Origin of the sequence: Actinoallomurus vinaceus (assembly GCF_039542055.1) — a bacterium.
Lineage (GTDB): Bacteria > Actinomycetota > Actinomycetes > Streptosporangiales > Streptosporangiaceae > Actinoallomurus > Actinoallomurus vinaceus.
The window spans coordinates 157250-184239 of sequence record NZ_BAABHK010000020.1 but is presented as its reverse complement, the minus strand read 5'-3'; the positions used below and the strand labels follow the sequence as shown (position 1 = coordinate 184239).

At 68.6% G+C, this 26990-nt stretch carries 30 protein-coding genes and 1 tRNA gene; 15 read left to right on the top strand and 16 right to left on the bottom strand.

Annotated features, from left to right (window positions below):
- Positions 1-191: 191 nt before the first annotated feature.
- The 3 genes from ABEA24_RS46000 to ABEA24_RS45995 all read right to left on the bottom strand — a co-directional run bounded on the left by ABEA24_RS46000 (position 192) and on the right by ABEA24_RS45995 (position 2262).
- Positions 192-629 (bottom strand): hypothetical protein, encoded by a 438-nt coding sequence (locus tag ABEA24_RS46000; protein WP_345441021.1) that lies wholly within the window; start codon positions 627-629, stop codon positions 192-194.
- 964 nt (positions 630-1593) lie between these two features.
- On the bottom strand, positions 1594-1716 hold the full coding sequence (locus ABEA24_RS53885) for a hypothetical protein (protein WP_425551317.1): 123 nt from the start codon (positions 1714-1716) through the stop codon (positions 1594-1596).
- A 249-nt stretch (positions 1717-1965) separates the two neighbouring features.
- Positions 1966-2262: a hypothetical protein gene (locus ABEA24_RS45995; protein ID WP_345441018.1), complete on the bottom strand. Its 297-nt coding sequence runs from the start codon at positions 2260-2262 to the stop codon at positions 1966-1968.
- Positions 2263-2955: 693 nt separating this feature from the next.
- Between ABEA24_RS45995 and ABEA24_RS45990 the strand changes: the two genes are divergently transcribed.
- From ABEA24_RS45990 to ABEA24_RS45980, 3 genes are all read left to right on the top strand, one after another.
- Entirely contained in the window at positions 2956-3432 is a 477-nt protein-coding gene (locus ABEA24_RS45990; protein ID WP_345441015.1) for a carboxymuconolactone decarboxylase family protein, read from the top strand.
- A gap of 28 nt (positions 3433-3460) precedes the next feature.
- Entirely contained in the window at positions 3461-4801 is a 1341-nt protein-coding gene (locus ABEA24_RS45985; RefSeq protein WP_345441013.1) for an FAD-binding oxidoreductase, read from the top strand.
- A 159-nt stretch (positions 4802-4960) separates the two neighbouring features.
- Positions 4961-5884 (top strand): RNA polymerase sigma-70 factor, encoded by a 924-nt coding sequence (locus ABEA24_RS45980; RefSeq protein ID WP_345441011.1) that lies wholly within the window; start codon positions 4961-4963, stop codon positions 5882-5884.
- 15 nt (positions 5885-5899) lie between these two features.
- Here ABEA24_RS45980 and sigJ read toward each other — a convergent pair whose 3' ends face one another.
- On the bottom strand, positions 5900-6832 hold the full coding sequence (sigJ, locus tag ABEA24_RS45975) for an RNA polymerase sigma factor SigJ (protein ID WP_345441008.1): 933 nt from the start codon (positions 6830-6832) through the stop codon (positions 5900-5902).
- Positions 6833-7007: 175 nt separating this feature from the next.
- On the opposite strand from sigJ, the gene ABEA24_RS45970 reads away from it, so the two are divergent.
- The gene (locus ABEA24_RS45970; RefSeq protein WP_345441006.1) at positions 7008-7556 is read left to right on the top strand and encodes a YceI family protein; all 549 of its coding nucleotides are present in this window, start codon (positions 7008-7010) and stop codon (positions 7554-7556) included.
- 49 nt (positions 7557-7605) lie between these two features.
- Here ABEA24_RS45970 and ABEA24_RS45965 read toward each other — a convergent pair whose 3' ends face one another.
- The 4 genes from ABEA24_RS45965 to ABEA24_RS45950 form a co-directional block, all read right to left on the bottom strand.
- Positions 7606-8691 (bottom strand): hypothetical protein, encoded by a 1086-nt coding sequence (locus tag ABEA24_RS45965; RefSeq protein WP_345441003.1) that lies wholly within the window; start codon positions 8689-8691, stop codon positions 7606-7608.
- Positions 8692-8833: 142 nt separating this feature from the next.
- A complete protein-coding gene (locus tag ABEA24_RS45960) occupies positions 8834-9601 on the bottom strand; it encodes an alpha/beta fold hydrolase (RefSeq protein ID WP_345441000.1) in 768 nt (255 codons plus the stop codon).
- Between the two features lie 285 nt (positions 9602-9886).
- Positions 9887-10060, bottom strand: coding sequence for a hydrophobic protein (locus ABEA24_RS45955; protein ID WP_345440997.1), 174 nt, complete (start codon positions 10058-10060; stop codon positions 9887-9889).
- Between the two features lie 170 nt (positions 10061-10230).
- Complete coding sequence (locus ABEA24_RS45950) at positions 10231-10758, bottom strand: XdhC family protein (protein WP_345440994.1); 528 nt, start codon at positions 10756-10758, stop codon at positions 10231-10233.
- Positions 10759-10867: 109 nt separating this feature from the next.
- On the opposite strand from ABEA24_RS45950, the gene ABEA24_RS45945 reads away from it, so the two are divergent.
- The gene (locus ABEA24_RS45945) at positions 10868-11848 is read left to right on the top strand and encodes a zinc-binding dehydrogenase (RefSeq protein ID WP_345440991.1); all 981 of its coding nucleotides are present in this window, start codon (positions 10868-10870) and stop codon (positions 11846-11848) included.
- 68 nt (positions 11849-11916) lie between these two features.
- Here ABEA24_RS45945 and ABEA24_RS45940 read toward each other — a convergent pair whose 3' ends face one another.
- The 3 genes from ABEA24_RS45940 to ABEA24_RS45930 form a co-directional block, all read right to left on the bottom strand.
- Positions 11917-12546, bottom strand: a complete 630-nt coding sequence (locus ABEA24_RS45940) for an HNH endonuclease family protein (RefSeq protein WP_345440989.1) — start codon at positions 12544-12546, stop codon at positions 11917-11919.
- A 266-nt stretch (positions 12547-12812) separates the two neighbouring features.
- Positions 12813-13376 (bottom strand): methylated-DNA--[protein]-cysteine S-methyltransferase, encoded by a 564-nt coding sequence (locus tag ABEA24_RS45935; protein WP_345440987.1) that lies wholly within the window; start codon positions 13374-13376, stop codon positions 12813-12815.
- A 152-nt stretch (positions 13377-13528) separates the two neighbouring features.
- Positions 13529-14557, bottom strand: a complete 1029-nt coding sequence (locus ABEA24_RS45930; RefSeq protein ID WP_345440985.1) for a glycoside hydrolase family 25 protein — start codon at positions 14555-14557, stop codon at positions 13529-13531.
- A gap of 499 nt (positions 14558-15056) precedes the next feature.
- Between ABEA24_RS45930 and ABEA24_RS45925 the strand changes: the two genes are divergently transcribed.
- The 3 genes from ABEA24_RS45925 to ABEA24_RS45915 all read left to right on the top strand — a co-directional run bounded on the left by ABEA24_RS45925 (position 15057) and on the right by ABEA24_RS45915 (position 16074).
- On the top strand, positions 15057-15176 hold the full coding sequence (locus ABEA24_RS45925) for a DLW-39 family protein (protein ID WP_252785262.1): 120 nt from the start codon (positions 15057-15059) through the stop codon (positions 15174-15176).
- A 43-nt stretch (positions 15177-15219) separates the two neighbouring features.
- Positions 15220-15987, top strand: coding sequence for an HAD family hydrolase (locus ABEA24_RS45920; RefSeq protein ID WP_345440983.1), 768 nt, complete (start codon positions 15220-15222; stop codon positions 15985-15987).
- 11 nt (positions 15988-15998) lie between these two features.
- Positions 15999-16074, top strand: a tRNA-Ala gene (locus tag ABEA24_RS45915).
- Positions 16075-16130: 56 nt separating this feature from the next.
- On the opposite strand, the gene ABEA24_RS45910 is transcribed toward ABEA24_RS45915, so the two are convergent.
- The 3 genes from ABEA24_RS45910 to ABEA24_RS45900 form a co-directional block, all read right to left on the bottom strand.
- Positions 16131-16622, bottom strand: coding sequence for a tyrosine-type recombinase/integrase (locus ABEA24_RS45910; protein ID WP_345440980.1), 492 nt, complete (start codon positions 16620-16622; stop codon positions 16131-16133).
- Positions 16623-16634: 12 nt separating this feature from the next.
- Positions 16635-16874 carry a site-specific integrase gene (locus tag ABEA24_RS45905; protein ID WP_345440977.1) on the bottom strand — a complete coding sequence of 80 codons (240 nt, stop codon included), beginning with the start codon at positions 16872-16874 and terminating at the stop codon, positions 16635-16637.
- A gap of 408 nt (positions 16875-17282) precedes the next feature.
- A complete protein-coding gene (locus ABEA24_RS45900; protein ID WP_345440974.1) occupies positions 17283-18485 on the bottom strand; it encodes an alpha/beta hydrolase family protein in 1203 nt (400 codons plus the stop codon).
- Positions 18486-19680: 1195 nt separating this feature from the next.
- Between ABEA24_RS45900 and ABEA24_RS45895 the strand changes: the two genes are divergently transcribed.
- On the top strand, positions 19681-19974 hold the full coding sequence (locus ABEA24_RS45895) for a hypothetical protein (RefSeq protein WP_345440972.1): 294 nt from the start codon (positions 19681-19683) through the stop codon (positions 19972-19974).
- Between the two features lie 51 nt (positions 19975-20025).
- On the opposite strand, the gene ABEA24_RS45890 is transcribed toward ABEA24_RS45895, so the two are convergent.
- Positions 20026-20439 carry an SRPBCC family protein gene (locus ABEA24_RS45890; protein ID WP_345440970.1) on the bottom strand — a complete coding sequence of 138 codons (414 nt, stop codon included), beginning with the start codon at positions 20437-20439 and terminating at the stop codon, positions 20026-20028.
- 230 nt (positions 20440-20669) lie between these two features.
- Between ABEA24_RS45890 and ABEA24_RS45885 the strand changes: the two genes are divergently transcribed.
- From ABEA24_RS45885 to ABEA24_RS45875, 3 genes are all read left to right on the top strand, one after another.
- Positions 20670-21221, top strand: a complete 552-nt coding sequence (locus tag ABEA24_RS45885; RefSeq protein ID WP_345440968.1) for an NADPH-dependent FMN reductase — start codon at positions 20670-20672, stop codon at positions 21219-21221.
- Positions 21222-21299: 78 nt separating this feature from the next.
- Entirely contained in the window at positions 21300-21575 is a 276-nt protein-coding gene (locus ABEA24_RS45880; protein ID WP_345440965.1) for an FHA domain-containing protein, read from the top strand.
- A 799-nt stretch (positions 21576-22374) separates the two neighbouring features.
- Entirely contained in the window at positions 22375-22818 is a 444-nt protein-coding gene (locus ABEA24_RS45875; RefSeq protein WP_345440962.1) for a hypothetical protein, read from the top strand.
- Between the two features lie 147 nt (positions 22819-22965).
- Here the strand turns inward: ABEA24_RS45875 and ABEA24_RS45870 are convergent, their stop codons facing one another.
- Complete coding sequence (locus ABEA24_RS45870; RefSeq protein WP_345440959.1) at positions 22966-23346, bottom strand: hypothetical protein; 381 nt, start codon at positions 23344-23346, stop codon at positions 22966-22968.
- Positions 23347-23730: 384 nt separating this feature from the next.
- Here ABEA24_RS45870 and ABEA24_RS45865 point away from each other — a divergent pair, with 384 nt between their 5' ends.
- Genes ABEA24_RS45865 through ABEA24_RS45855 form a run of 3 tightly spaced genes read left to right on the top strand, consistent with a single transcriptional unit; the run spans position 23731 to position 26986 of the window.
- Positions 23731-24216, top strand: a complete 486-nt coding sequence (locus tag ABEA24_RS45865) for a hypothetical protein (protein WP_345440956.1) — start codon at positions 23731-23733, stop codon at positions 24214-24216.
- A complete protein-coding gene (locus ABEA24_RS45860) occupies positions 24216-25604 on the top strand; it encodes a hypothetical protein (RefSeq protein ID WP_345440954.1) in 1389 nt (462 codons plus the stop codon). The genes ABEA24_RS45865 and ABEA24_RS45860 overlap by 1 nt, the downstream gene beginning before the upstream one ends.
- Positions 25601-26986 (top strand): vWA domain-containing protein, encoded by a 1386-nt coding sequence (locus ABEA24_RS45855; protein ID WP_345440952.1) that lies wholly within the window; start codon positions 25601-25603, stop codon positions 26984-26986. Before ABEA24_RS45860 ends, ABEA24_RS45855 begins: the two co-directional genes overlap by 4 nt.
- Positions 26987-26990 lie beyond the last annotated feature (4 nt).

Below are 26990 nucleotides of genomic sequence, written 5' to 3'. Positions count from 1 at the left end.
ACATTCTTACTGCGGGAACATTCCCCCGCGCGAGTACGAGGAAGCGTTCCACCGGTCACGCGGGGCTACACCCCTGGCCGGGTGAGAACCGAGCAATCCGGCCTCCAACTTCGCCGGGGCGGTCCAGGGACGAAGGCAGACGGGATGACCAGACCGGGGGAACTGTCGGACGGCGGAGCCTCCGCAGGCTTCTATGGCAGGATGCGGGCCGGATCAGTACCGGGGACGAAATCGGCGAGTTTGCTGGGGTCGCTATCAGTAGCAGTGTCTTCTTCCCAGCCGACGGCGTAGGTCACGACGTAGTCCCGGTCTTCGCCGGTCTCCAAGATCAGATAGCGAGCGCCATCACTTGGGTCGAGGTCGGTGTTCTCGGCCCGGATTTGCTCAGCCTCTGTCTGGTGAGCGCATCGGATGACGAGGCCATCGCGATACTCGATCCTCAGCTTCACGGCCAGAACGGGCTTGAAGACGATGTCAATGCGGGATTGTCCGATCCGCGTCCGTGTCCGCAGCAGTAGTTGGCTGTGACTGATCGTGTACGCCCATACAGTGAAAGCTCTGTCCGAGCGGAAGAGTTCCGCGCCTGCAATGAATCGGTCATCGGTGTTCAGCCACTCCCGCGCATGCATGGGGCGGATCTTGTCATGACCCGCGTGCCCGTTGCGTGCCCGTAAGAGCAGACGGTCACAGTCGCGAACGGTCACTCACGGGGAGAGCGCCGGGAAGGCGCAGGTCACCGGTACCGCAGGTGATCAACGATCAGTGGCATCGACTTTCCCAAGCTGACAGCAACAGTGACAGCAACACGGACAGACGTCGCAGGATGATCACAGACCCGCGCGGACAGCCGACGTCGGCCGGAAGCTTGATCACCTTGGCCAAGATCGAACTGATGAGGATGAGGCCGGTGGTTCAAGTCCACCTAGGCCCACGAGTCGGGCCATCGTGGTCGGCGCTTCGCGCCTTCCCCGGTGGCCCGCGATTTTTTCGGGGGGACGACCCCCCGAGCCCCCCGATGTTGGGGGCTCCGCCCGCACGCCCCTGCGCGGGCCGGGGTTTGCGCAAGGACTTCTGCAAGGCTCAGGCTCGGTTGCCGGAGCCTTGTGTCTTCTCAGCGTCGGCACCTTCCTCGAGATGTGGGCATGGCCCAAGATCTCCTTGGCGACGCGCCGGGTCTCTTGAGCAGTGACGCCGTGGTGCGCCGCAGATCATGCAGTAGGCGGCCTCCTCGGTCATGGGTTTGGTGCGCTGGCCCGCCCTCTCCGGGACAGCCATCGGAAGACCTCACTGATTACCGCGATCGATACCCACGGCACGATGCCGTGCCTCATCTCGGAGACCCATCCGTCACCGTTCTCAAACGAGAGAGCCAGGATGACTAGCAGCCCGATGACCAGGTAGAGGCACAACCGCGCGAAGAACCAGCGGAACAGGTGGTCACGTGCCGCACTTACGGACATGGCGGTCCCTTCACGCGGTATCTGGTTCAGACTGCCACCCCAAGACGGATGTAGCACGCGTCTGGACCGACATGGGCCGGGTTCTCGCATGTCGCGATCGGCGAATTGAGGAAAGATTGGACCTTGGCGACCCTCAGCGCTCCAACCGCTGGTTGCCGAGACCTGGCTTGAGGTAGAGCCGTACGGTCTGCTCGTACTTCTTGTACGTGTTCCAGCGCTTCGCCGGGCGTACGACGTGCTCAAGCCAGTAGTCCAGGTACTCGCCGAGCCTCTAGGGCTTGTCCGCGACCGGGATGCCCCGGTTGGACTTCTGCTGAGCCTCGACCAACTCCTTGTCAATGCGGCTGCGCAAGCGCCGCCGCAGGCCGCCTGTTCCGGCACGTCCTACGGGCGTGCGGCGTGAGCGCCGGTCCCTCTGGCCGTGTCGATCGGGCGGCTCAACCGAACGATGCGTCCCGGCAAGCGCTCTGCAGGGTCGCCGGCACGTCGACGAACCTTGATGGCGTCAATTGCCCGCGATGAAACCGGTGACCATCGCGCCGAGGACCCACAAGCCCAGGCGAACCCCTGTCTCGCGGGAACCTGGCACCGGACGCTCAGAGATCGGGATCCCATAGTCAACAAATCTCGGGTCGTTCGGCTCACTCATCACCCGGTACGCCGCTTTCTTCCTGCCCATCACGACCTCCGACTGATTCCGGCTTGCACCTAGGATCCGGTCGACCGTCTGCTCCCGTACAGAGCCCGCCAGCGGCTCAACAACGATCCGCATCCGGCGATCGAGTATCGCTGACCAGATCATAAGGATCTCTTACAACGTGCCTCCGGCGGGGGCGCTTCCGGCTCCGGGATGGGAGCCACACCGGGCACAGGTTGATCGGTGGTTGAGGTGGAAGGCGGGATGACCCGGCGGGCGGTGCTATGGCGTGGGCACGCTGCGGAAAGTGGGCGGCTGCTGGTTGACGTACGCGCATATCCGATCTCGACCGCTGAAACCTACGAGTAGGCCCCCCTGGCCAATCGAGTACGTGGGGTAACGGGACCGCAGGCTAGCGAGCTGGGCGTCTGCCGATCGACGTATGGAGAAGAGCAGCTTGTCGCACTGGGAGGCAGGGGACGCATCCGGGATCGCCGCCAGCGGGATGATCACCAGCGTTAGAACAGCGACAGCGCGAGCCGTCCGGGAGGGAGGCATGCCGGGAGCTTAATGATCATCTATCTCATGGGCGAGCCGACGGCAGCGACGGCAACGGCGACGGCAACACAGGATGATCACGATCGCAGGCGGACGCATCGGCGTAGGCCGCAGCTTGATCACCATGTGCCTGTTGTCGGGGCCTTCCTGGAGGACTTTGAGCCCGACCCGGGCGACGTCCTCGGTCCCTTGCCGAGCTTGCAGGGGCGGAGACGCGCGTCACATTTGTCGATCTCACATCTTGCCGGGCTGTCTCGTCTAGGAGGTGTACCTGCCAACAACGGCAACAAGGAGTGCACCGTGGAAGCCCGTTTGAACCTCACTGCCAGCCCGGTCGCGGCCAAGTCCATGAAGTACTTCGCCTCGGCGAGCAGGGTGCTCGTCAAAGAGTCGACGCTGCCGAAGGCGACCCAGGATCTGGTGCTGCTGCGCGCCAGCCAGATCAACGGCTGCGGCTACTGCACCGATGCCCACAGCAAGGACCTCGCGCATGCCGGGGAGAGCGCCACGCGCATCAACCTGGTCGCGGCCTGGCGGGAGAGCACGGTGTTCACCGACGCCGAGCGCGCCGCCCTGGAGCTGACCGAGCAGGGGACCCGCATCGCGGATGCCGCCGGGGGTGTCACCGACGAGGTCTGGGCGAACGCCGCCAAGCACTACGACGAGGAGCAACTCGCCGCCCTGGTGTGCATCATCGCCCTCATCAACGCCAGCAATCGCATGGGCGTCATCACCCGGATGGCCGGCGGCGACTACCAGCCCGGCCAGTTCGCGTAACGAGTTTCTGCGGTGTGGAAGGAACGTTATGCGCTCAGCGTCTGAAACCCTTCGCGGTGACTTCGGCGGCGACATCATCGAACCGGGCGGAGCGGAGTACGAAACGGCCAGCCGCTCGATATTGACTCCGGGTAGTCCGGCCTATGTTCTGCGGCCCAAGAGCGTCGGGGACGTGCGAGCGGGTGTCAGATTCGCTGCCGGCGCCGGGCTTGTACTGTCCGTGCGAGGCGGCGGCCACGGCTTCGCGGGTTTCGGCACCAACGACGGCGGCGTCGTGATCGACCTGAGCCTGCTCGCGGACGTGGAGGTCATCGACCACGAACGTCACCTGGTGCGGATCGGCGGCGGCGCCACCTGGGGCCAGGTCGCGGCCGCCTTGGCCCCGCATGGCCTGGCGATCTCTTCGGGCGACACCAACGGCGTCGGTGTCGGTGGGCTGACACTGACCGGCGGCATCGGCTGGAAGGTCAGGAAGTACGGCCTGGCCTTGGACAACGTGGTCGCCGCGCAGGTGGTCACCGCCGACGGGCAGATCGTGCAGGTGAGCGCGGAGCAGAACCCGGAACTGTTCTGGGCGATTCGCGGTGGCGGCGGCAACTTCGGGATCGTGACCGCCTTCGAGTTCGCGGCGCACCCGACGACGGACGTCTTCTACGGCAAGATCGCCTTCCCGGCGGAAGAGGCGGCCACCGTGCTCCAGGGATGGGCGGACCACCTGCGCACCGCCGCCGAAGACCTCACCTCCGTCGCGAACTTCGCCAACCCCTTCGCCGGCGGACCTGAGGCGCCGGTCGAGATCAACGTCGCCTTCGACGGCGATGACCCGCAGCTCGCCGCCGAGGCGATCGACCCGATCCGCCGGCTCGGCACGGTGCTGGGCGACGATGTCGCGCTGATGCCGTACGCGGACACGCTCGTGGACGGGGCGACCCCACCGCCCGGTATCCGGCTGGTGACCCGGAGCGCCTTCGTCGACGAGCGATCGGTGCCGACGGTCCTGCAGATCCTCACCGAGGTCGGCGCGTCGGAGGGATCGCCGTTCATCTCCGTTCGCAGCCTCGGCGGTGCGGTGTCCCGGATCCCCGGCGACGCCACCGCGTACGCGCATCGCCAAGCGGAGCTGATGGTCGTGACCACCACAGCGGGCCCCGAACCGGTCATCGAGGCCGCTCGTCCTGGCCTGGAGGCGATCTGGGACCGGCTCGCACCCCACATCAATGGCGCTTACGCCAACTTCCTCGCTTCTGCCACCGAGAACGATGTCGCCGCGATCTACCCGGCAGAGACCTATCAGCGGCTCGCGGCGGTCAAGCGTCAATACGATCCGGGCAACCTGTTCGCCCACAACCACAACGTCCGGCCTCAGTAGCGCAGAAGGCGTATTCGACATCGTTGACGACGACCCCCCCGGCCGGCCCGCCTGCCGGCCGGGAACAGGTGGTGACGATGATGACGGAGGGGTGCGCTTCTCCAACGTCAAGGCGGCTGCGCTTTCCTCGTGGCGGCGGGGTTTCAAGGAAGGGCTGGTATGAGTAAGACCGAGGAGTTCGAGCAGCTGCGACCGCTGCTGTTCTCGATCGCCTACCGGATCCTCGGCAGCGTGAGCGAGGCCGAGGACGCGGTCCAGGAGACCTGGCTGCGCTTCGAAGCCTCCCCGACAAAACCCACCTCGACCAGGGCCTACCTGTCGTCCGTGGTGACCCGGATCTCGATCGACGTGCTGCGCTCGGCCCGTGTGCGGCGGGAGGAGTACGTCGGGCCGTGGTTCCCCGAGCCGCTGCTCGCCGACCCCTACCAGGACCCCGAGCGGTCGGCGGAGCTGGCGGACTCGGTGTCGATGGCCGCCCTGCTCCTGCTCGAGCGGCTCAGCCCGCTCGAGCGGGCGGTCTTCGTACTGCGGGAGGTCTTCGGATTCAGCTTCCGGGAGATCGCATCGGGGGTGGAGAGGTCGGAGGCGGCGTGCCGTCAGCTTGCGATGCAGGCGCGCCGCCACATGGAGGCGGGCCGGCCCCGGTTCGAGGCCGACCGCCGAGAGCGTGAGGAGCTCGCCGAGCGGTTCTTCGAGGCCTTTAAGGAAGGGGACGTCGACGGGCTGCGGGAACTGCTGGCCGCCGACGTGCACATGGTCGGTGACGGTGGCGGCAAGGCACCGCAGTTGGCCACCGAGTTCGTCGGCGCCGAGAACGTGGCCCGACTGCTCGCCACCGCCGTCCCACGGCTCATCCGGATCGGCGGCGTGGTGGAGCCGCACCAGGTGAACGGCCAGCCGGGCGCGATCTTCCGCGACCGGGACGGCAAGGTCCTCTACGCCTTGACGCTCGACATCCTCGACGGGCAGATCCAGACGATCCGTACGGTGCTCAACCCCGACAAGCTCGGGCATGTGGGTCCCGTGGCGGACGCCTGGGCGGTCCTCCGCGAGGCGGACCAGGCCCGCCCGCCCGCGGAGTGACCGAGGCAGCGCGGGTCAGCCCGCCGTCCAGGGCCGGAGCTTCTCGGGGTTCCGTACTGCCCAGATGTGCTTGATCCGGTCGCCTGCGACGTCGAACGCGAACACCGCCACGGTGACGCCGTCTTGCTGGGCGACCAGGCCGGGCTGGGCGTTGACCGTACGCTCCAGGAGCGTCAGCGTGGCTGCCTTGCCGGCGATGTCGACCAGGTAGCGCGCGATCTGCTCGCCGCCTTCGACCGGGCGGAGCAGGGCGCTGACCACGCCGCCGCCGTCGGCGATCGCCGTGGCGTCGGGGTCGAGGAGGCCGATGAGGGCGTCGATGTCCTTGGCCTCCCACGCCTGCTTGAACTCCCTGACGATGCCGGCCTGGTGGGCTGCCGGAGCCGCGGGCGCCTGCGAGGCGCGGATGCGGCGGCGGGCCGATGAGGCCAGCTGGCGGCAGGCCGCCGGGGTACGGCCGACGATCTCGGCCACTTCGGCGAAGGAGTAGCGGAAGACGTCGTGCAGGACGAACGCGACGCGCTCGGCCGGGGTCATCGATTCGAGCACGACCAGGAAGGCCATGTTGACCGACTCGTCGAGCGTGACACGGTCGGCCGGGTCGAACGCGATGCCGTCCGGCCGCTCGTCGATCCACTCCGTACGATCGGGCAGCGGCTCCGGGATCCATTCGCCCACGTAGCGCTCGCGCCGGGCCCGCGCCGAGCGGAGGAGGTCGAGACAGATGCGGCCGGCGACCTTCGCCAGCCAGGCGCCGGGGGAATCGATGGCCTCCTGCCGCTGCCGGGACATGGCGTACCAGCGGGCGTACGTCTCCTGTACGACGTCCTCGGCATCGGCCAGGGAGCCGAGGAGCCGGTACGCGAGATTGATCAGTTGACGCCGCTCGCTCATGAGCGCGGCCAGGCTCGGATCGAGCCGGCCGTCCGCCTCGGATTGGGTGCTCATGGCGCCGGCTCCCTTGGTCGCATCTGTCGTCACCAGTACGACGAGACAGCCCCTCGGAACGTGAGGCGGCGCTCCGACCTCACATTCCGAGGGGCCGCGTCGTCGTACCGCTGAGACGAGTGACCGGCTCGCAGTCGAAAGACCAACCACCCGTATCCCCTAGGAGCGACCAAGCATGGCGACCATGACCACGCTCAGCGAACTGACCGGCGACTACGTCCTCGACACCGACCGTACGCGGATCGGCTTCGTCGCCCGGCACTCGATGGCCACCCGGGTGTGCGGGCGGTTCGACGAGTTCGAGGGAAGCGCGTACCTGGACGGCGACGACCCGTCGAAGTCCAGCGCCCGGCTCACGATCCAGGCGAGGAGCATCCAGACCCGCAACCGGCAGCGCGACGACAAGCTACGCGGCGCGTTCCTGGACGTGGACGACCACCCTGCCTTCACCTTCAGCTCGACTACGGTGCAGGTCCTCGGCGACAGCGGCTTCAAGGTCACCGGCGACCTGACCATCCGTGGCGTGACCAGGCCGGTCACCGTCGACTTCGAGCTGACCGGTGCAGAGCACGACCCGCAGGGCGACTTCCGGGTCGCCTTCACGGGAAGCATCACGATCAACCGCAACGACTGGGGCGTGAACTGGAACGCCGCGACCCGAATCATGGTCAGCCCGAAGGTGACACTGGAGTTCGACGTCGCCGCGATCCGGCAAGGCTCCTAAGGGGTGGGTACGGGCCGGGAACGGAGTTCGCCGGCCCGTACCGGTCGTGTCAGTGGTTGCGGAAGTAGATTCCGGTGGACTTGCCCGCGTCGCGGGCGACCTCCTCGCCGGCGGCCCAGACGGTCGTGCCGTGCGCCGCGAGGGCGGACAGGTCGTTGTCGGCACCGGCGGGCTGCGGCGGTCTCGTGACGGTCAGCTTGGAACCGACCTTGTGGACGAGGTCCGCGCTCCAGCGGCCACGGAGGAGCCACAGGCCACCGGATCCGTCGGAGGCCACCTTGGCGTACGAGTGGGACTCCTTCGCGTCCACGGCCACGCTCCAGGTCCGGCCGTTCCAGTGCATGATGAGCGGCTTGGCGCAGATGCTGTCACCGTCCTCCCCGCAGTACCGCTCGTGTCCGCCGACCGCCCACACGTTCTTCGGCGACAGGACGAGGACGTCGTTGAGGACGCCCTGCGCGCGGGAGCCGGTGAGCTTGATCTTCGGGGTCTTCACGAGTTTCCAGGAGGTGCCGTTCCAGCGCATCACGGCCGGCTGCCGCTGGTAGGTGCCGACGGCCCAGACGTTCTTCGACGATGAGGCGCCGACCGCGCTGGCGGCGGCCGGGACGGCGGTCTTCTTCCAGCTCTTGCCGGTCCAGTGCTCGGCGTACTTCGAGGCCGTCTCGTCGCCGTCGTCGGTGCCGCCGCTGACCGCCCAGACGTTCGACGGGCTGATGGCGGCGGAGCCGGTGGGGTGGAAGTCGCCGGGCAGGCTCGTCGTCGTCCACTTCTTGCCGTCCCAGCGACCGGCGCGGGTGCTGCCGTCGCCGGACGTGAACGCCCACACGTTCGTGCTCGCCGAGACGGCGAGTGACCTGACACTGCCGGTGGCCCCAGGGGGCGCCGAGTGGGTCGTCCATCCTTTACCGGTGAGGTGCTGCACCAGGGGGATCCACTTGCCGTTGACGAACTGGAAGCCGCCCGCCCATGCGCTCCCGCCGGCGCTGATGGACAGGGCGGAGACCGCGTTCGTGTTCGGCAGGTCGTTCTTCTGGGCGAGCTTCCACGGGGAGGTGGCGGCATATGCTTGGCCGCCGGCCAACACACCGGTCAACAAGGTCGCGGTGGCCGCACCGGCAAGCGTCTTTCGCATGCGTCTTCCTCTCGGGAACCGACGAGCGCGGCGTTCGAAAAGGGACTGTCCGGAACGCCGCTTTTTGGTGATCAAGACGCTCTGCCGTAACGTCCGGTTTACCGGCCGGTGGGATGGGGCCGCCGGTTCCGGCTGCGACGGCCTACGCCGGAGAAGAGCCGTCGAGGAAGGCGGCGATCGCGGTGCCGAGGTCCGGTTTGGTGACCGCGCTCATGTGGTCGCCGGGCACGACGGCGCACCGGGCGTTCGCCAGAGCGTCGGTCAGCGCCTCGGCGGAGCCGTTGTCGAGGTCCTTGTCGCCCGTGAGGACGAGCGTCGGCACCTCGATCCGGCCGAGCTCCTCACGTGGCGTGTCGACGAACGTGTCGAGGACGTGGAGCAGCGCGACCGGGTCGCCGCCGACCGTTTTCAGGAAGGCCTCCGCCATCCACTCCGACGTGCCGCGTTCGAACGTGCCGAGGCCGGTGAGGATCCGGCGGAAGTGGTCGCCGCGCTGGCCGGTGTCGACGATGCCCTCCAGCCCCATCCCCGCCAGGATCGCCCGGCGGGGCGTGGCGCCGCGGGCCAGCATCCGTACGGTCGTCCGGGCGCCCAGCGAATAGCCGCCGAGGTCGTAGTCGGTGAGCCCGAGGTGGTCGATCAGGGCGAAGCCGTCGTCGGCCAGCACGTCGGGCGGGTAGGCGGAGGGGGCGTGCGGCTTGTCGCTGTCGCCGTGGCCTCGTAGGTCCGGCATGATCACGCGATGGCCGCGCGCCGAGATCGCCGCGGCGTGGCCGTAGCGGATCCAGTTGACCGTCGCGGTGGAGAAGTAGCCGTGGATCAGCACCACGGGCCGGCCGTGTCCCAGCTCGCGATAGGCGAGCTTGGTGCCGTCGTGGCCCGCGAACCATTGGACGGGAAGGTCGGTCATGCCACCGCTTTCCTCTGGGGGACGCAGTCGTCGCCGACTATCTCATGAGCGTCGGATGTCTCATCCATCAGGGTCGCGTGGCACTTGTCAGGCAGGCTCATGGGACGGGTGTGCTCGCCGTTTCCAGGCAACCGACCGCTTATTTCCATTGAGCTGACAGAGCCGTGAAATAAGCAAGGTCCCGGTACCGCTCAGCGCGGCAAACTCGTTATTCAGCGCGTATTCCGGCGACCGTCCGCTCCGATGGAGCGGCGGTCGCCGGAGGTCAGGATGGCGAGGTCGGGGTCACCATCGATACCAGCGACGGCGCGGGCCGCCGGCCGCCTCGGAGCCGCGGAGTACGAAGCCCAGTAGCCACAGCACCAGGACGGCGAGCGCGATGTACCAGAGGACGTGGACGGCGAAACCGGCGCCGCCGAGGATAAGCGCGAGGATCAGAACAGCGATCACGATGCCCATTTCATTCTCCTTTCGGGGATGGCGCCTTCTTCATCACCATTAGGAATCAGGCTAAACATCCACGATGCCGGATCAGCGGGCATGCGGCTGCGAACAACGAATTGTGCGGGCGTGAACTCGGGGCGTGAACCGGCCCGCGAAATCCCGGCCCCGCCTGGGCCTTGCCAGGGTCAGAAGGCGAAGCCGCCGGGCCGTCCGTTGTGGTCGGCGATGAGCCCGGCGAGCGTGGCGACGGCGATCTCCGGAGGCGTACGGGAGCCGATGTTGAGTCCGACCGGCCGGTGCACGCGGGCGATGTCCTCCGCCGGAACGCCCAGCTCGGTGAGCAGGCGGACGTGCGGACCGGGATGGCGCGGATTGCCCATCACGCCGATCCACCGGACCCGCCGGGACAGCAGGTCGCGCAGGACGAGGCCGAGCTCGGGCCGGTGGTGGTCGGTGACGACGACGTCCGCCGTACCGTCGAGGCCGGACGGCGGGGCGGTGACCATCTCGGCGGAGTCGGGGGCCACGACCGCCGCGCGCTCGGGGTCGGGCTCCAGCAGCAGGCACCGGAATCCGAGCTCCGCGCCGAACCGCACCAGGAAGTCGGCCACGGGAGAGGCGAACACCGCGATGAGCGTACGGTCGCCCGCTCCGCCGGGCGCCCGGCCGTGCGCGGCGGCGCAGGCGGGGTCGTGCTCGTGGTCGTCGGCCATGTCGCCAGTCTCGCACCGTTCGGCCCGCCCGGGCAGCGGCGCGTTGACCTGAATCATGGTTGAGGTTGCAGGGTGGACGCGCACGTTCCGACCGAATGAGGAGAACCCTGTGCACGCCATCCGTCAGCATGAGTTCGGGCCCCCGGAGAACCTGAGTTACGAGGAGGTCCCCGATCCACGGCCCGGCGCCGGTCAGGTCGGCATCACCGTACGGGCGTGCGGGGTGCACCTGGTCGACACGATGCTCCGCAGAGGCTCGTACGGGGGGCCGTTCGGGCTCCCGGAGCTGCCGATGACGCCCGGGCGCGAGGTGGCGGGCGTCGTCGACGAGCTCGGCGACGGTGTCGAACCGAACTGGCTCGGCCGGCGCGTGGTGGTCCATCTCGGCATGGCGAGCGGTGGGTACGCCGAACGTGCCGTCGCGAACGTCACCGACCTGCACCCCCTCCCCGACGAGCTCGACTACGGCGCCGCCGTCGCGATGGTCGGGACCGGCCGGATGACGATCGGCATCCTCGACGTCGCGCAGCCGACGCCGGACGACGTCGTGCTGGTGACGGCGGCCGCCGGGGGGATCGGCACGCTGCTCGTCCAGGCCGCGCGGAACACCGGCGCCACGGTCGTCGGCGTCGCCGGCGGTGACGCCAAGGTCGCACGGGTACGGGAGTCGGGGGCGACGATCGCGGCCGACTACACGGCGCCGGACTGGACCGACCGGATCCGGGAGTCGCTGGGCGACCGCGGGGTCACCCTGGTGCTGGACGGCGTCGGCGGCGAGGCGGGGCAGGCCGCGTTCGACCTGCTGGCGCCCGGCGGGCGACTGGTCCTCTTCGGCTGGTCCGCGGGCGAACCGATCCGGTTCACCGCGGCCGATCTGTTCAAGCGCAGCCTGTCGGCCTCCGTCGCGCTCGGCCCGGGGATCCTCCGCCGCCCGGGCGGTCTGCGCGGCCTTCAGGAGAGGGCGCTCGCGGAGGCCGCGGAGGGGCGTCTGGTGCCCGCCGTACAGACGTTCCCCTTGAAGGACGCTCCGGCGGCGCATCGGGCACTGGAGACGCGCGCCACCGTCGGCAAGGTGGTGCTCGTGCCCTGAGCGGACCGCCCGCCCTGAGGAGAGCGGGCGGCCCGAGCCCTCGGCGGTGCTCGAGGACCGTCCTAAGGTCAGCAGTGCTTGAGGACCGCGCTGATCGCCCTCTTCTCGGCCGAGTCCACGGACAGGCCCCAGACGTACTTGACGCTGACGTAGGCCCGGATGTACGTGCAACGGAAGGCGCGGCGAGGCGGCAGCCAACGCGCCGGGTCCTTGCCGCCCTTCTGCCGGTTGATCGGGTCGTCGGCGGTCCACAGCTCCGGGTGCCTCAGGTCGTTGGCGAAGGCGCGGCGCTTCGCGGTGCTCCAGGACCGCGCTCCGGAGCGCCAGGCCTCCGCGAGCGCCACGAGGTGCTCGATGTCGACCTTGTGGGGATTCGTGAGGTACTTCCCGTCGTACGGGCTGTACCAGCGGCCTTTGGTCGGGTAGCAGTCGGAGCCGACGCGAACCTTCGCGCCGTCGCGCTTCAGCACGATCTCGCGGGTGTTGCAGTTGTGGCCCTGGTCGATCCACTGGGGGAACTTCGCGCGGCTGTACCCGGACAGCGAGCCTTCTCGCCGGACCTTCAGCTTGGCGAGTTCCTTCTTGGCGGTCGCGGTGCTCGGAGGCGGTGGCGGTGCGGCGGAGGCGGGGGTGGCGAGGACGACGGTCAGCAGGGGCAGAGTGGGCAGGAGGGCGGTGACGGCGATCGCGCGTTTCACAGGCAATCTCCTCTCTGGGGCTTCCCACGCGCGAGAGTCCCTCCCCCGAGCCACGCCGGAGCGAGCGGTAAGTGAAGTCAAAATGGCGGTATGTGAGGGAAATGGCTAACAAACTCCATTTGCGGAGTTTTGCGAGCCGTGTCAGCGTTTCGGGCGCGGTGCCGCCCAGCCCTGGCGAACGGCTCGCCGACGAGACGCCGTACGGGCCGCGTCCCGTACGGGGTGGCAGGGAAGCCGTGTCCCGTACGGCGGTCGGGGGAGCCGTGTCAGCCCGGCCCCGTCCAGTCGAGGGTGGGCGGAAGGACGCCTTCCAACGTCAGCAGCCAGCGCTTGACGTCGAGACCGACCGAGCCGAACCCGCCGAGCCCGTCGGCGGCGACGACCCGGTGGCAGGGCACGAGCAGCGAGACCGGGTTGGTCGACATGATCGTGCCGACCGTACGGGCGGCGTATCCCGGCTCGGCCGACTCCTCCTCGAACACGCCGCTGCGCTCGGCGAGCGCCCCGTACGTGATGGTCTCGCCGTAGCCGACCGTCTGCTGGAGCGTCCGTAGCACGGCCGCCTGGATCCCCGAGGTCGACCGCCAGTCGATCGGCAGGTCGAGTTCCCGGCGCCGGCCGGCGAAGTACTCGGCGATCCGGCTCACCACGGCCGCGGCCCGGCGGTCATCGGACGGGTTCCGGATCTCCGGTCCGGCGGGAAGCCCGGCGGCTCCCTCGGGGGTGTAGGCGGCCGCCACCACTCCCCGGTCCGTCATGAGGACCCGCAGGTCCCCCGTGGGAAGAGGGGTTCGCACGGTGACCCACGCCAGGGACCTGTCGACGTGCATGCGCTGACACTACTCGCGATGATCATCCACAGGATCATCGTCAGGTTGTCCACAGGGGCTGTGGACAACCTGACGGACATCTGGCGAGAAACCAGGCACGCCGGGCGATGAGCCAGCCGGTTTTCCACAGGCAGTGGAGAACCGGCCGTCGCTCAGTACGCCAGGAGGGTGAGGCGGGCCGTCGTCGACCCGGACACCGTGATGGGCACCGGGTTCGGATTGTGGACACGGAGACGGAACCGCACGTCATCGGCGATCCCCACCTGACCCGAGTGCGAGACCGTGAGGCCGCCCGTCGGGTCGGCGCGGTACGTCACCCGCCACGCGTCATCCTTCACCGCGGTGCCGTCCCGGGTCATCCGTGTCCACATGATGTCCACCGGATCGTCGGGACGCAGCCCGGACACCCGTACGAGGGCGTCCCCCACGACCCAGTAGGACCTGTCGACGATCACCGAGGAGTCGTCAGCGGCGTGCACGCCGTGCCGGTCGGTGTACTCGGTGTGCCACTCGATCGATTCCGTCGCCCCGGGTGCGACGTTCTGGTCCCGGCCCGCTCCGAGACTGACCACGACGGCCGTGTCGTCCCGCCCGCCGATCCCGTACGCGCGAAGCCCGGCGGCCGTGGAGACGTTCGCCACATCGGCGTCGATCGGCTCGACGTCGTACTGGTGCAGCAGCCAGTGCTTCCACGGCGCCGGGACTCGCGGTTCGCCGGCCGTACGGGACGGGTCGGCGATCCACAGGGGGTGGCCGCCGAGCCCGGCGCAGTTCCCCGCCTGGGCGAAGGACAAGAACGTGTAGACGATGGGGTCGCAGCCGACCGCCTTCGCCACCCGCGAGCACCACGTTCGCGCCCACGAGGAGACGTACGCGGCGGACCTCCCGTCGGTCCGCTCGAGGTCCAGCACCACGAGGTCGCCGGTCTCCAGCCCCCGCGCCCGTACGGTGCTGAGGAAGAAGTCCGCCTCGGCCTTCGCGTCGTTGCCCGGGTGCGCGAAATGGTAGGCGCCGCGGACCAGGCCGACCCGCCGCAGTTCATTCCAATTGCGGGCGAACGTCGAGTCCCGGATCGTACGGCCCTCGGTGGCCTTCGCGACGGCGAACGCCAGGCCCTTGCGCCTCCACGCTTCCCAGTCGACCGTGCCCTGATAGCTGGAGACGTCGATGCCCTTCAGCATGTTCTCCTCCACGGGATATCGGGATTCTGCACCAAATGCCCGGTGTGACGCCGAACAACCGCGCAATCCAGATGATCCGCGACCCGCCGTGGGAACCGGCGCGGGCGTACCCGGGTGGTCGCCAGGGAGGCCGCCCTCGCGTTGCCGCGAGCCGCGTGCCGGGCGGTGGCTTGAGCGGACAGAGAGGGGGCGCGTCATCCTCTTCTACTACTTCTTTATCGGGCAGGTGCTCACCGCCCGCGCGGCGCTACCGGTGGAGCCGGCACCCGAGCCGGGACGGATTCCCGAACCCGGGCCGGAGGAGCCCCGAAGCCGGCCTACGGGCCGCACGTCCGAGCGCCCGGAGGGAACCCGAAGGTCCCGTCATGCACGGGAGACCGGGTGCGGGATCATGACGTACCAGATGATCGATGACGCGCTGGGGGAAGCGGCGCGAGCCATCTGGGCGGTTGCTAGGCTGCGAGGGCAGTGCTAGTCGAGGTTTGAAGGGGTTCCCATCGTGAAGAAGCTCATCGTTCTCGCGCTGGTCGCCCTCGGTGGTTTCGCGGTTTGGCGCCGGCTTCAGCAGGACCGGGCCGAGCTGGACCTGTGGACCGAGGCGACGTCGTCCGACAGCTGAGAGATGTTTGCAACGTGCCGGCGAGGTAAAGCGGGGGGCGGGCGTGGGCGACGAGTCGCGAATCACGCTCGCCTGTCTTGACCTCGCCGGTACGACGGTCGCAGACGACGGGATAGGCGAGCGGGCCTTCAGCGAGGCGCTGGCCACCCAGGGCATCGTCTCCGGCACCGACACCTACAACCGGGCCATGACCCGCGTGCACGCCGCACGAGGCAGGTCCAAACTCGACATCTTCCGCGAGGTCTTCGCCGACGAGGACCGCGCCCAGGCGGCCAACCACGCGTTCGAGCAGGCGTACGACTCGATCATCGACCGCGTCGGCCTCGCCCCCATTCCCGGAGCCGAGACGGCGATCGACGCCCTGGCCGCATCCGGCGTGCGCATCTGCCTGATGACCGGCTTCAGCAGCCGGACCCTCGGCCACATCATCGACACCCTCGGCTGGTGGAAGCGCGCCGACCTGCTCCTCTGCCCCGCCGACGCGGGCGGCCGCGGCCGCCCGTACCCCGACATGATCCTCACCGCTGCCATGCAGGTGAAGGTCGACGACGTCCGCCACATCGCCGTCTGCGGCGACACCGAGAGCGACATGCGCAGCGGCCGCCGTTCCGGCGCCGCCATCGTCGCCGGCACCCTCACCGGCGCCCACGATCGCACCCGCCTAGAGGCTGCCGGCGCCACCCACGTGATCGGCAGCATCGCCGAGCTGCCCGTGCTCGTCGAGGGTTTCCGGGGTCCAGACCCCGACGATCCACGGCGATCACATGGCACCATGGCGAGCGGGCACTCCTCCTCCCCCGGTAGGCTGTAGGCCGATCTCCAGGGGCCATAGCTCAGTTGGCAGAGCGCCTGCTTTGCAAGCAGGAAGTCCGGGGTTCGAATCCCCGTGGCTCCACCAGCCAAAACGCCCCGTCTCGGCGACGCGAGACGGGGCGTGAGTGTCTAACTGGGTGACTAAGCCTCCCTCGGCTCGGCGGGGAAGATGTGGTTCATGGCGGTGGCTCCCTCCTGGATGACGGGGTGGAGCTGCTTCCGGCAGACGGTCTCGGTGACCACGGTGTTGCTGTGCCCGACCAGCTGAGAGATGTCCTCGATCGGGATGTCGTGGGCCGACAGCAGCGACACGAAGCTGTGCCGCAACTCCCTGGGCGTCCAGTCCTCCGCCACCAGGCGCGCCTTGGTGAGCACCTTCCGGAAGTCGCGCCGAACGTTTCCCGCGCTGAGCGGCTTGCCGCTCCAGGTGCGGAACACCAGACCCTTGCCGTCCTTGGCACCGTCTTCCCTGTCGCGGTCCTGTTGTACTGCCAGCGTGGCGAGGACTTCCACGCACCGGTCGGCGAGTCGAAGGGAGCGGCGGGACTTAGCGGTCTTGGTATCGCCTTTCCTGCGCACGGAGCGCCAGACGTAGATGGCGAACTGCTCGTGATCCCAACCGGCCTCAACCACGGGAATCCACGCCTACCTGGTCTCGTCGAAGGCCACCACATGCGACCACGAGAGTTCCCGCAGTTCCTCCGTGCGGACTCCGGTGAGCAGAGAGAGCACGATGTACGCGTGCATGCGGATGGGAGCCTCTTGAGCAGCCATCAGGACCGCTTCGGCCTGGCTGAGCATGAGCGCTTTGGAGGGTCGGCCGGCGCGCCCTTCCGGGACGTCGCAGAGGTCCACGACGTTGCGCTTCACCTTGTCCCGCCGCATGGCGTTCTTCACGGACCGGTTAAGGACGCCGTGAAGGAGCTTGAGGGACCGCGTGCTTAGAACATCTGTATTGCTCGCCAGCCATCCATCCACGTCTTCCACTGAGAGGTCACGGAGCTTGCGCGCTCGCGAAGAAGACGAAGGCCTGGCTGGCCACCCGTCCCCGCTTCAACATCCACCACACCCCCAAACACGCCAGCCGGCTCAACCAAGTCGAGCTGTTCTTCTCCACCCTGACCCGACGTCTACTACGCCGCGGCCAGTTCGCCTCCCGCGACGAATTGGCCGCGGCCATCGACACCTTTGTCTTGGCCTACGACGAACACGACGCCAAGCCCTACCGCTGGACCTACGACGGCAGCCCACTCAAAGCCGCATGAACCCCCGAAGGATCAACCCGGCGCTGCACTAGGACTGGAAGACTACTTCCGGATTGTTCGGCGAGGGGCCGTCCAGCAGCGGACTGTGGATCCCCTTCAGCGTCTGGTCGAAGAACGCTGTCACGTACTCGCGGGTGATCACCACCCCGCGTTCCGGGGAGAGGGGCGGCGTCGGGAACCCGGCCTCCTCCAGAAGCAGGTCCAGGTCGCTGAAGCTGAAGTGGTCGGCGCCGGCGACCGTCAGCCACTTCTTGTAGCCGCCGAGGGCGGCCCAGGCCTGCTCCCACACGGTGTAATCGTCGCCGCCGGGCGCGTGGTTGACGGCCGCACCCAGCATGAGGAACGGCCGGTTGATCTGGCCGGGCATCGGGGCCGGGTGGAAGGTGCCGTCCATGTTCACTCCGGCCCGTACTCGCGGGTCGGCGATCATCGTGGCGGCGGCCGCCGCTCCGCCGAGGGAGTGTCCGGCCATGCCGATCTCGTGCTTGTCGATGAGGTGTGCCAGGCGCCACGCGGTATTGCCATGCGTCAACCGGTCGATCACGAAGGACACGTCCAGCGCACGGCTGGCGGCGACGGAGTCGAAGTCGAGCGCCGGGTCATCGCAGATCGCGCACGGCGGCGTCTGGCCGTTCGCCAGCGTCTCGCCGCTGTCCTCGTAGGTGTGGCCGACGAGCGCGACGACGTAGCCGTGACTGGCCAGGTCGGTCGCGAGCGAGGTGAGCACCATGCGCGGGTCCTCGTACGCGGGTGAGAGGACCACCAGCGGATACTTGCCGCGCCGCGGCCGCGCGCCGTCGAAGGCGTGAGTGGTGACGCTGGAAAGGTTCTGTGGGGTGACGCCGGAGCTCGCCGGCATCTTCCGGTGCTGGATGGATCCGGCTGCCTCGGCGAGGGTCATGTAAGGGGCCGGAGTCCCGGTCCCGGGGACGGCCGGGTAGACCATCGTGACGGTCAGTTGGCGGGGGCCGGATGACGGCACCCACGGGTCGGGACGGCTCGCGTCGGTGAGGTGGATGACGTCCTCGCCGGCGGCGTAGGGGCCGGTCGGCGCGGAGAGCGTGCCCTGGAAGGACCGCGTGGGCGCGGCGGCAGCTGTGGCGGCGGTCGCGTGCACGGTGGACGGCGGGGTCGTGGCGGCGAGTCCGGTGCCGGTCGCGGCCACTGATGCGGCGAGACCCAGGATTGCGACAGCGCTGATACGGCGCTTGCGGTTCGAGGTAGTGTTCACGGGCACGATCCTGCCCGGCCCCGCCCTGACGCTCGATCATGCGGGCTTCCGTCTTGAGGGTGGTGCTGGCTACACCCTGAGATCCCCAGCGGCGCGAGGTTCCCTTCGCCGGCATCGTCGAGCGCGACCTTCGTCTTGGCCCACGACGAACACGACGCCAAGCCCTACCGCTGGACCTACGACAGCAGCCCACTCAAAGCCGCATGAACCCCCGAAGGATCAACCCGGCGCTGCACTAGGCTGCGAACATGGGCCGGATGGCGACCACGACGCTTTGTGCAACCACGACGCTTGTCGGTGAGAACCTTCCTCACGTCTTCAAGGGTCTTGATCTGTTGTTTGCAAGCAGGAAGTCCGGGGTTCGAATCCCCGTGGCTCCACCAGCACAACGCCCCCGTCCTGATCAAGGACGGGGGCGTTCGGGCCATTAGCGGGCCATTAGGCCACCGGCACATCACCAGCCGGCCATCGTCGGGCAGTTCGATCTTGATCCGGGCGCCGGTCCCTTCGGCCGTGCCGGTCGGGCGGCCCACGATCCGAAGACCACGCTGTATATCTTCCGCTCCGCCGTCGTCAGGCCCGCGCCGCAGCATCGGATACTCGCACCGCCTCGATCACCGTCGGCTTAGCCGCTAGGCGGAGGTAGAAGAAGACTCTCCGCTCCGCCGCCCCCAGCGCCACGAGATCAAGTCCGCGCCCCGCACAGCCCGTAGAACCGGCCCCATGGCGGCCCACGCCACAAGACACCAGACAGCTCCTACCGCCACGACGAAGACAGCCACTAGGAGCATGACGACGAAGACCATGGCCATGGCCCCGAACGTACTGCGTCGCAGATCGTTTTCCCAACGCCGTCGCCGTACGCCAGGGCGCAGGGCCGTCGGTCAACTCACTTCGTTCGCCCTCCGGGTCACCCCCGGCGATTGGCAGGCCGCCTCGCTCACCAGGTCACAGGGGCTCTTACAACATGCCTCCGGCGGGCGCTCAGACTCGGGGATGGACCAGGCCCGCACACGGCGCACGGTGATCAGTGGTCGAGGTGGAAGCGGGGATGACCCCGCGGGTCTCTCCGGCTGTGGCGATCGGTGGCCCGGACGGACCGCGGTTACCTGCTGCCAGATCGACGGCGCCGACTCGAACCGCGATCTCCGTCGTACGTAGCGGCTGTCGCTCCGGCAGTACGACACTGTCTCGCATGGACGAAGTCCGGAGTCGCGCTGTGATCGTCTATCTGAGCGTGGGACGGAGCCCGTTTCCGCATGCGGACCCCGAGCACCTAGCCGAGATCTTCGGTGACGAGGCTGAGAGGCTGCTGCCCTACGTCAAGGAGCTCTCCTCCGAGATAATGACCATCGAGATCGACTGGAGCACGCACACACTCGACTCCGCCACAGAGATGGCGATGACGCAGATGCGCAAGCGCCACCCGGAGTTGAGCGACGAGGCGATCGAAGCACTGGGCTGGAGCTTCGGCTACAGCTACTTCTAGCCCGACAGTCGAACGCGGTCCGACAGGGCTGCCTACGTCCGCCTCGACGGTTCAGCCGCGCGCTGCCGCCTCGATCGCCTGCTTCATCTCCACCGCGCCGCGTTCGATCCGAATCCGGATCGCGGTCTCGAGCGCATGCGGCAGCACGTCGGTGGTCCAGATCAGCCGACCCGCCCGGTCGCCCTCGGAGCGGACTTCGAATGAGGCGTGGTGGTGCTCGGTGGCCGGGCGCGCGCCCTCGACGACGGAGTAGGCCAGGCGGCGCGTGTCGTCGTCGATGGCGACGATCAGCTCGCGGATCACGTGTCCGTCAGGGAAGGTGAGGAACCGCTGATCACCTTCGAGTCGGGTGTCGGCCACCCGGCCGGGCAGGAGGCGCTCGTGGACGGCGCCGACGTCCCGCAGCACGTCCCAGATGTGCTCAGGAGGTGCGTCGATCACGATCTCGTGGCGGATGGACGCCAATGCGCCGGGTTCCTTCCGGAGGGCGGACAGGTCGCGATCAACCTAGTCCGCGCCCGCTGGACGAGCCACTTGGGCGCACCCCAGGTCGGGTCGATCGACCGCGATCCGGTGCTCTTCAACGAGGACGCCGGCCCGGTGCGCCGCTGGGAGACTGGGCTTCGACACCGCTACGTGGAATCCGCGAGTGTGGCGCGCGGAATGCCGCCGATGCGGGTCCGGTTGGGCCGGTAATGACCACCGTGCTCACCGTGTCCGGCAGCCTGCGCGCTGGATCGACGAACTCCGCCGCCCTGCGCACCGCCGGCGTCGTGGCGCCGCCCGCGATGACCATCCGATCCTTCGCTGGGATGGGCGACCTGCCGCACTTCAATCCCGACGACGACCACGACCCGCTGCCACCTGCGGTGGCCGGGCTGCGGGAGGCGATCGGTGCGGCGGACGCGCTGCTGTTGTGCACGCCCGAGTACGCCGGAGCGCTCCCCGGGTCGTTCAAGAACCTGCTCGACTGGACGATCGGGGGCGGTGAGATGTACGGGAAGCCGGTGGCCTGGCTCAATGTCTCCTCCTCCGCGGCCCCGACAGGGGGAGCCGGCGCGCATGACTCACTGCGTACCGTCCTGGGCTACGCCGGATCACTGATCGTCGAGGCGGCCTGCGCTCGCATCCCCCTCTCTCGGAATCATGTCGGGCAGGACGGGCTCATCGCCGACCCTGCCGTCCGGGAGGCCATCAGCCGCTCGCTGACCGCGCTTGCCGCCGTCGGAACACCCGATGCGAGGTGATCGGCACGCACGTGGTCAGCATCAGACGCCTGCCCGCACCGGCCACCTCGGTGATGCGGACGTGTGTTGAATGAGCAGATGCCCGCGATAGCCGTACGACTCGCCGGGGTGACGTCCGTCTTCTACGACCGTTTCGTCATCGGCACGCGTTCCGACTGCGATCTGGTGCTCTACGACGAGGACGCCAGCCCGGTGCACGCCTTGGTCGTTCCTGACGAGACCGGCTGGCGGGTCGAGGACATGGGTTCCCTGCGCGGTGTCCGTGTCAACGGCCGACTGCGAGCGACCTTCCGGCTGGAAAAGGGCGACCGCGTACGCCTCGGGAACACGACGCTCATCATGGTCCCGAGCTGATGCGGCCTGGGGACCGCCACCGGATGCGAAGTCGATGCCCTCCTGGAGAGGGCCATAGTCCTAAATGACGTGCTGGGTTTCGGGCTTGGACTCAAGATCCTCGTTCCTGCCGAAGGAGCGTTGACGACCACAACCGCCCCACATGGGCGGGAGCACGGCAGATCGTCAGCGGGCCGACCCTGATCGCCCTACTGCATGTACTTTCCGGCCATACTAAATACTAAATTCCGGATATACGAAATTTTCCTGACCTGCAGGGTTTTGTATGCAAGAGCGTTTTCTTGGCCAGCCGACCAGGGCTGGGTTCTTGGTCCGCAAGTGGCCATGCCGCAAAGTTATCCTCTAATTACATAGCGCTGACCTCTCGCGTCGCCATATAGTCAGGCTGGCAGTCGACTGGGGGAGGCGACATCGCTCAAGCTGATGAGATCGAGGATGATGAGTGGCTCAGTCAGTACGGAAGCCTCGTCCAACTGATCAATAACGAGCCGTTCAAGTGTTGTCCCGCATACGGCCAAGATGAACTCTCGTTCATCCGGGGGAAGGTGACGCTTGACGAGGCTGCGAGGTCGGTGAACCGGAGGAAGCAGCACGCCACCGCAGGTGATGGTGTTCGGTACATCACTGCGGGTAGCTTACGTGCGGCAGGATTCCAGGTATGGCATACGCCGACAGCACTGAACTCTGATCACGTTTCCGTTGCAAATCTAGACGGCAACGTGGCCTGGACAGAGGATGAGATACGCGCGTTCAAGGCATGCTTGAAGGGTGCCGAATGTAAGTGGAAGGAGGGGCATCTGTGAACGATCTGATCGAGATCACGATTGGTACACCACCTTGGCTTCCCTCCGAAGATGCTGAGGCGGTAGTGGAGTTCGATCGCTACAACTTCCCGACGTGCGGCATCGTGCGACAGCGAGGCAAGTTCTTTGTCTTCGACTGTGTCGACGGCCATGTCATGGAGGGGAACGTCTGGGTGTACGCCCATGTCTCCGCCGACGAGGCCGAGATGCTCATGTCCGCGTCGGGGGCTGAGTTGCTCGATGCCTTGGATGCTGTCTTCCGAGGCCGGCCGGTCATGGGCGTGCTGGCGATCGACGGGAAGGTCCGCTCTGGAACGGTCGTATCCGAAGAAGATGTTGCGACCAAGGGCATCGGCCAGGCGCTGCTTGACGAACTGCGGAAAGGGCGCGATGTAGCGAGCGAGACCGCTTCCGCCCTCGAGGATCTCGTCAGCGCTTGATGCGGCCGGCCGGAGGCGCCTCGCTGGTTCTTTCGGTGTGGCGTCCTTTGTGACGGATCGGGCACCGTATCGGTCGGGTGCTGCGTGGGTGTCCTGGCGGATGCGGTCGCCCGGCGTACCGGCGTCCCCGTAGGTCGCCATCGCCGGCTACTCCGACGGGTCGCGTCGCCGATTGATCGTCATGTCGCGGCCCGCCGTGTAGGCCTCGCGACCGGCGCGGACGTTCTGCACGACCGATCCCGCGGGCGCGTACTCGGCGGCCCATCCGGCGAGCTCGGCGGCGAAGCCCTCGTCGCGTCGGGCGTACCAGGTCAGTGCCGCGGCCGGCTCGCCGATCCGCTCCTCGTCCGAGGGATGCCCGACGGCCTGTTCGAGAGCGTCCATCGACCGCGCGTCCGCGTCGAAGACCGCGCGAACCCGTTCCCGGATGCGGGCGACCACGCCCAGCGCGGTGTGCTTCGCCACTCCCGACACCGCGCCGGCGGCCGCCATCAGGGCGACCGCCTCCGACACCGCCGTCACGTCCACCGCGAGAATCCTCTCGCTCGCCGAATCGTCACTGAGCCAACCGACGAAAGCACGATCCGTGCCTGCTCCCCGGACGGTTCACCAAGCCGTAGGGCGCGCCTCGTCGGGCGTATCGGCCGCCAAGGGCCTGATCATCGCACCTGCCACCGACACTTTCGGACCCGGTCATCGGGGTGCCGGGAAATGTCACCGGGGTCGGTCATGCTCTCCTCGCGGGTCCCCGAGAAGAGAGGCTTCCCCCATGTCGAACCCTGTCTCCGGCCGGCGCGAAGGCGCGCGTACGGGTCGGGCGGTGAGGCGGTCCGCGCAGTCCCCGAGCCTGTTCTGGGGCGGTTCGCCGGTCCGTGATCGGCCGTGCCGAGCGCGTGTGGAAGGGCGCCGGTGATGACCGCGGACGAGTGGGAGCGGCGGAGCGTCGTGCGGGTCGTCCCGCCGGTCCGGCCGCGGAAGCTGGCGAAGGTGCCGTTCGTCGAGTTGGCGGACGGGCGGCTGCAGGGCGTCGTGTCCAGCGGATCGGACATCGCCCGCGTCTACGTCTCGTCGATCGCCGCGCGCACCCACGGCTACAGCTGCGGCACGAACAACAACCGGCCTTGCGGCGGGCTGCACGGCGCGCCGTGCAAGCACCTGCGGGCGCTGGTCGACGAGGCGGTGCTGCAGTACGGCCTCGACCGCGTCGCCCGGTACCTGCGGGTGGACGTGGGCGAGGGCGAGGACCTGATGAGCCGGCTGGACGGTTCGCCGGAGCCCGCGCCGGCCGCCGTGGTGTTCAGCCGCTTCCTGCGGCACCTGGCCTACCTGGAGCTCGCGGACACCACGGAGCCCATCGGTGAGCTGCAGTGGTTCCCGGCGATGGGGGCGGTGCGCTGATGCTCGGTGTGCAGTTGGCGGCCCTGCTCGACGGGGCGGTGCCGGGGGTCGAGGAGACCCTGGATCTGGTGGCCGGGTTCGACGCGGCTCTCGTACACGGCTTCGCGCGGCTGGATGAGCAGCACGTCGGGCACCTCGCGGCCGTGGCCGGGGCACTGGGCGAGACTCCGCTCGGCCCGGCGACAAGCGAGGCCGTCGAGAAGGTCACGGCGGGTTCGATCGGAGACGAGCAGCTGGCGGTGCTCGCGGGTGCCCGTACGGCGCTGGTCGGGGCGGTGCACGACGCGCAGCTCGACCGTATCGACACGGCGCTCGGGCGGACCAGGGCGTCGTGGGAGGGGACGCCGTCCGCGTCGGCGGCCGACGGCCCGCTCGCGGCGAGCCGGTCCTGGCTGCAGGAAGTGGCCATCGCCGGGTGGCGGGGAGTCGACCACGACCTGGTGTCGGCCTCCGACCAGGCCATCTCCGCTCTGCTCGCCGAGCCCGGCCGGCGGCGGCTCGCGGTGCTGCTCGACGGCCTGGCCGCGGAGCTGCGCGCCTCCTGTCCGGTCGCGACGATGGAGCGGGTGCCCGCCCGGCGCTGGGCCGACCTGTGGGCGCGTGCCCTGCTGCTGTCGCAGCCGGGCGCCCAGAGTGCGGCAGAGCCGGGCAGCGTGGTGTCGGGACGGCTCCTGCCGCTCGGCGTCGACGTGCACGAGCACGGCACCGCCGTTCAGATCCAAATGCACGCGATCCTCGAGCCCGCCGACGGTTCCTCGCCCCGGCTCGTACGGACGAGCGTCGCCGCCGCGAAGGTCGACACGATCGTCGGCCCGGCGTTGTGGCGGCTGCTGGACGGGCATCCGGTGCTGTTGAAGGCGCTGGCCGAGCACCGGAGCGTGGAGCTCGCGGACGTGCCCGGCACGGCGGGCGGCGACCTGCTGTGGCGGGACGACCAGGCCACTCTCGGGGAGCCGGCCGAGCCGTTCGCGACGGCCCGGCTCCGGCTCGCGGACGCGCTCGAGCCGGCCGCACCTCCCCTCGACCGGCATCCCGTACGCATCGCGGAGCCCGTCCTGCTGGAGGGGTACGCCGTGGACGGCGACGCGCTCGACCTGGACGGGAAGACCCTGACCGTCGACCTGGACCGGCTGCCGGGCTGCGGCCCGCTGACGCCCGAGCTGGTGGCCGCGTCGTCGGCGTGCATCGGCCTGCTCCGCTGGGACGGCGGCCGATGGCTGCTGCAGCCGCTCGCGGTGCAGGCGACGGTCAAGCGCAAGCCCGTGGAGGCGCACACCGGCGACTGGGCGCTCGGCCCGACGGATCCGAAGGTCGTCAAGGCCGAGGCCAGAGCCGGTGACGCGGTCGCCGTGCTGCGTGAGCGGGCGGGAAGGCTGCTGCGGAAATGAGCGAGCACACCCCCGACGCGGCACCGAGCGATTACGCCGCTGACGCGGAACAGAGCGGTCACGCCGCTGACCCGGCGACGAGCGGGCACACCCCCGACGCGGCACCGAGCGACTCCGGCACTGCCGAGGAGAATCGGCGGCAGGTCCTCTACTGGCGGCTCCTGGCGCGGATGTTCGACCACGAGGAGCAGCCCGCGCTGGAGGCCGCGAGCGTGGCGATCGTCGAGGACATCGGACTGCCGCTGGCCCTGCTCGACCCCTCCGTGTCGGTGGACAACCTAGTCCAGCGCTTCCCCGATCTGGAGGACGAACTGGCGGGCCTGATGGCCCCCGGCGACGACGATCAGCGGGTACGCCGGGCAGCGCTCGTATCAAAGCTGCTGCTCAACGTGCTGTCGACCGGATCCGGCAGCGTGACCGCGACGCAGCTGGCCGACTGGCAACGGGACGCCGGATGGCTCAAGCGGGCGTGCGGCGACGAGGGTGCGGGCGAGCTGGCCGGCGTGCTGTCGGGGCTCGAGGGCGACCTCGTCGGCCGGATGCGGCTGCGCGAGGTGCTGGCCGATCCCGCGCTGGCCCGCCAGCTGACGCCGAGCATGTCGCTCATCGAGCAGCTGCTGCGCGACAAGGCGAACCTCTCGGGATTGGCGCTGGCCAACGCCAAGGCGCTGATCCGCCGCTACGTCGACGAGGTCGCCGAAGTGCTGCGCACCCAGGTCGCGCAGACCAGCGCGGGCACGATCGACCGGTCGGTGCCGCCGAAGCGGGTGTTCCGCAACCTCGACCTCGACCGCACCATCTGGAAGAACCTCACCAACTGGGACCCGGAGGAGGAGCGGCTGTACGTCGACCGGCTCTTCTACCGGCAGACGGCCGAACGCACCACGCCCGCCCGCCTGATCGTGGTCGTCGACCAGTCCGGGTCGATGGTCGACTCGATGGTGAACTGCACGATCCTCGCGTCGATCTTCGCAGGCCTGCCCAAGGTCGACGTCCACCTGATCGCGTACGACACGCGGGCGCTCGACCTGACGCCCTGGGTGCACGACCCGTTCGAGGTGCTGCTGCGCACGAAGCTCGGCGGCGGCAACGACGGGCCCGTCGCCATGGCCATGGCCCAACCGAAGATCACCGATCCGCGCAACACCGTGATGGTGTGGATCTCCGACTTCTACGAGTTCGACCGGTCGCAGCCGCTGTTCGACGGCATCCAGGCGGTGCACCGCTCCGGGGTGAAGTTCATCCCGGTCGGCTCGGTGAACAGCTCCGGGCACCAGAGCGTGAACCCCTGGTTCCGCCAGCGCTTCAAGACCCTCGGTACGCCTGTGATCTCAGGACACATCCGCAAGCTCGTCTTCGAACTGAAGAACTTCCTGGACTAGGAGT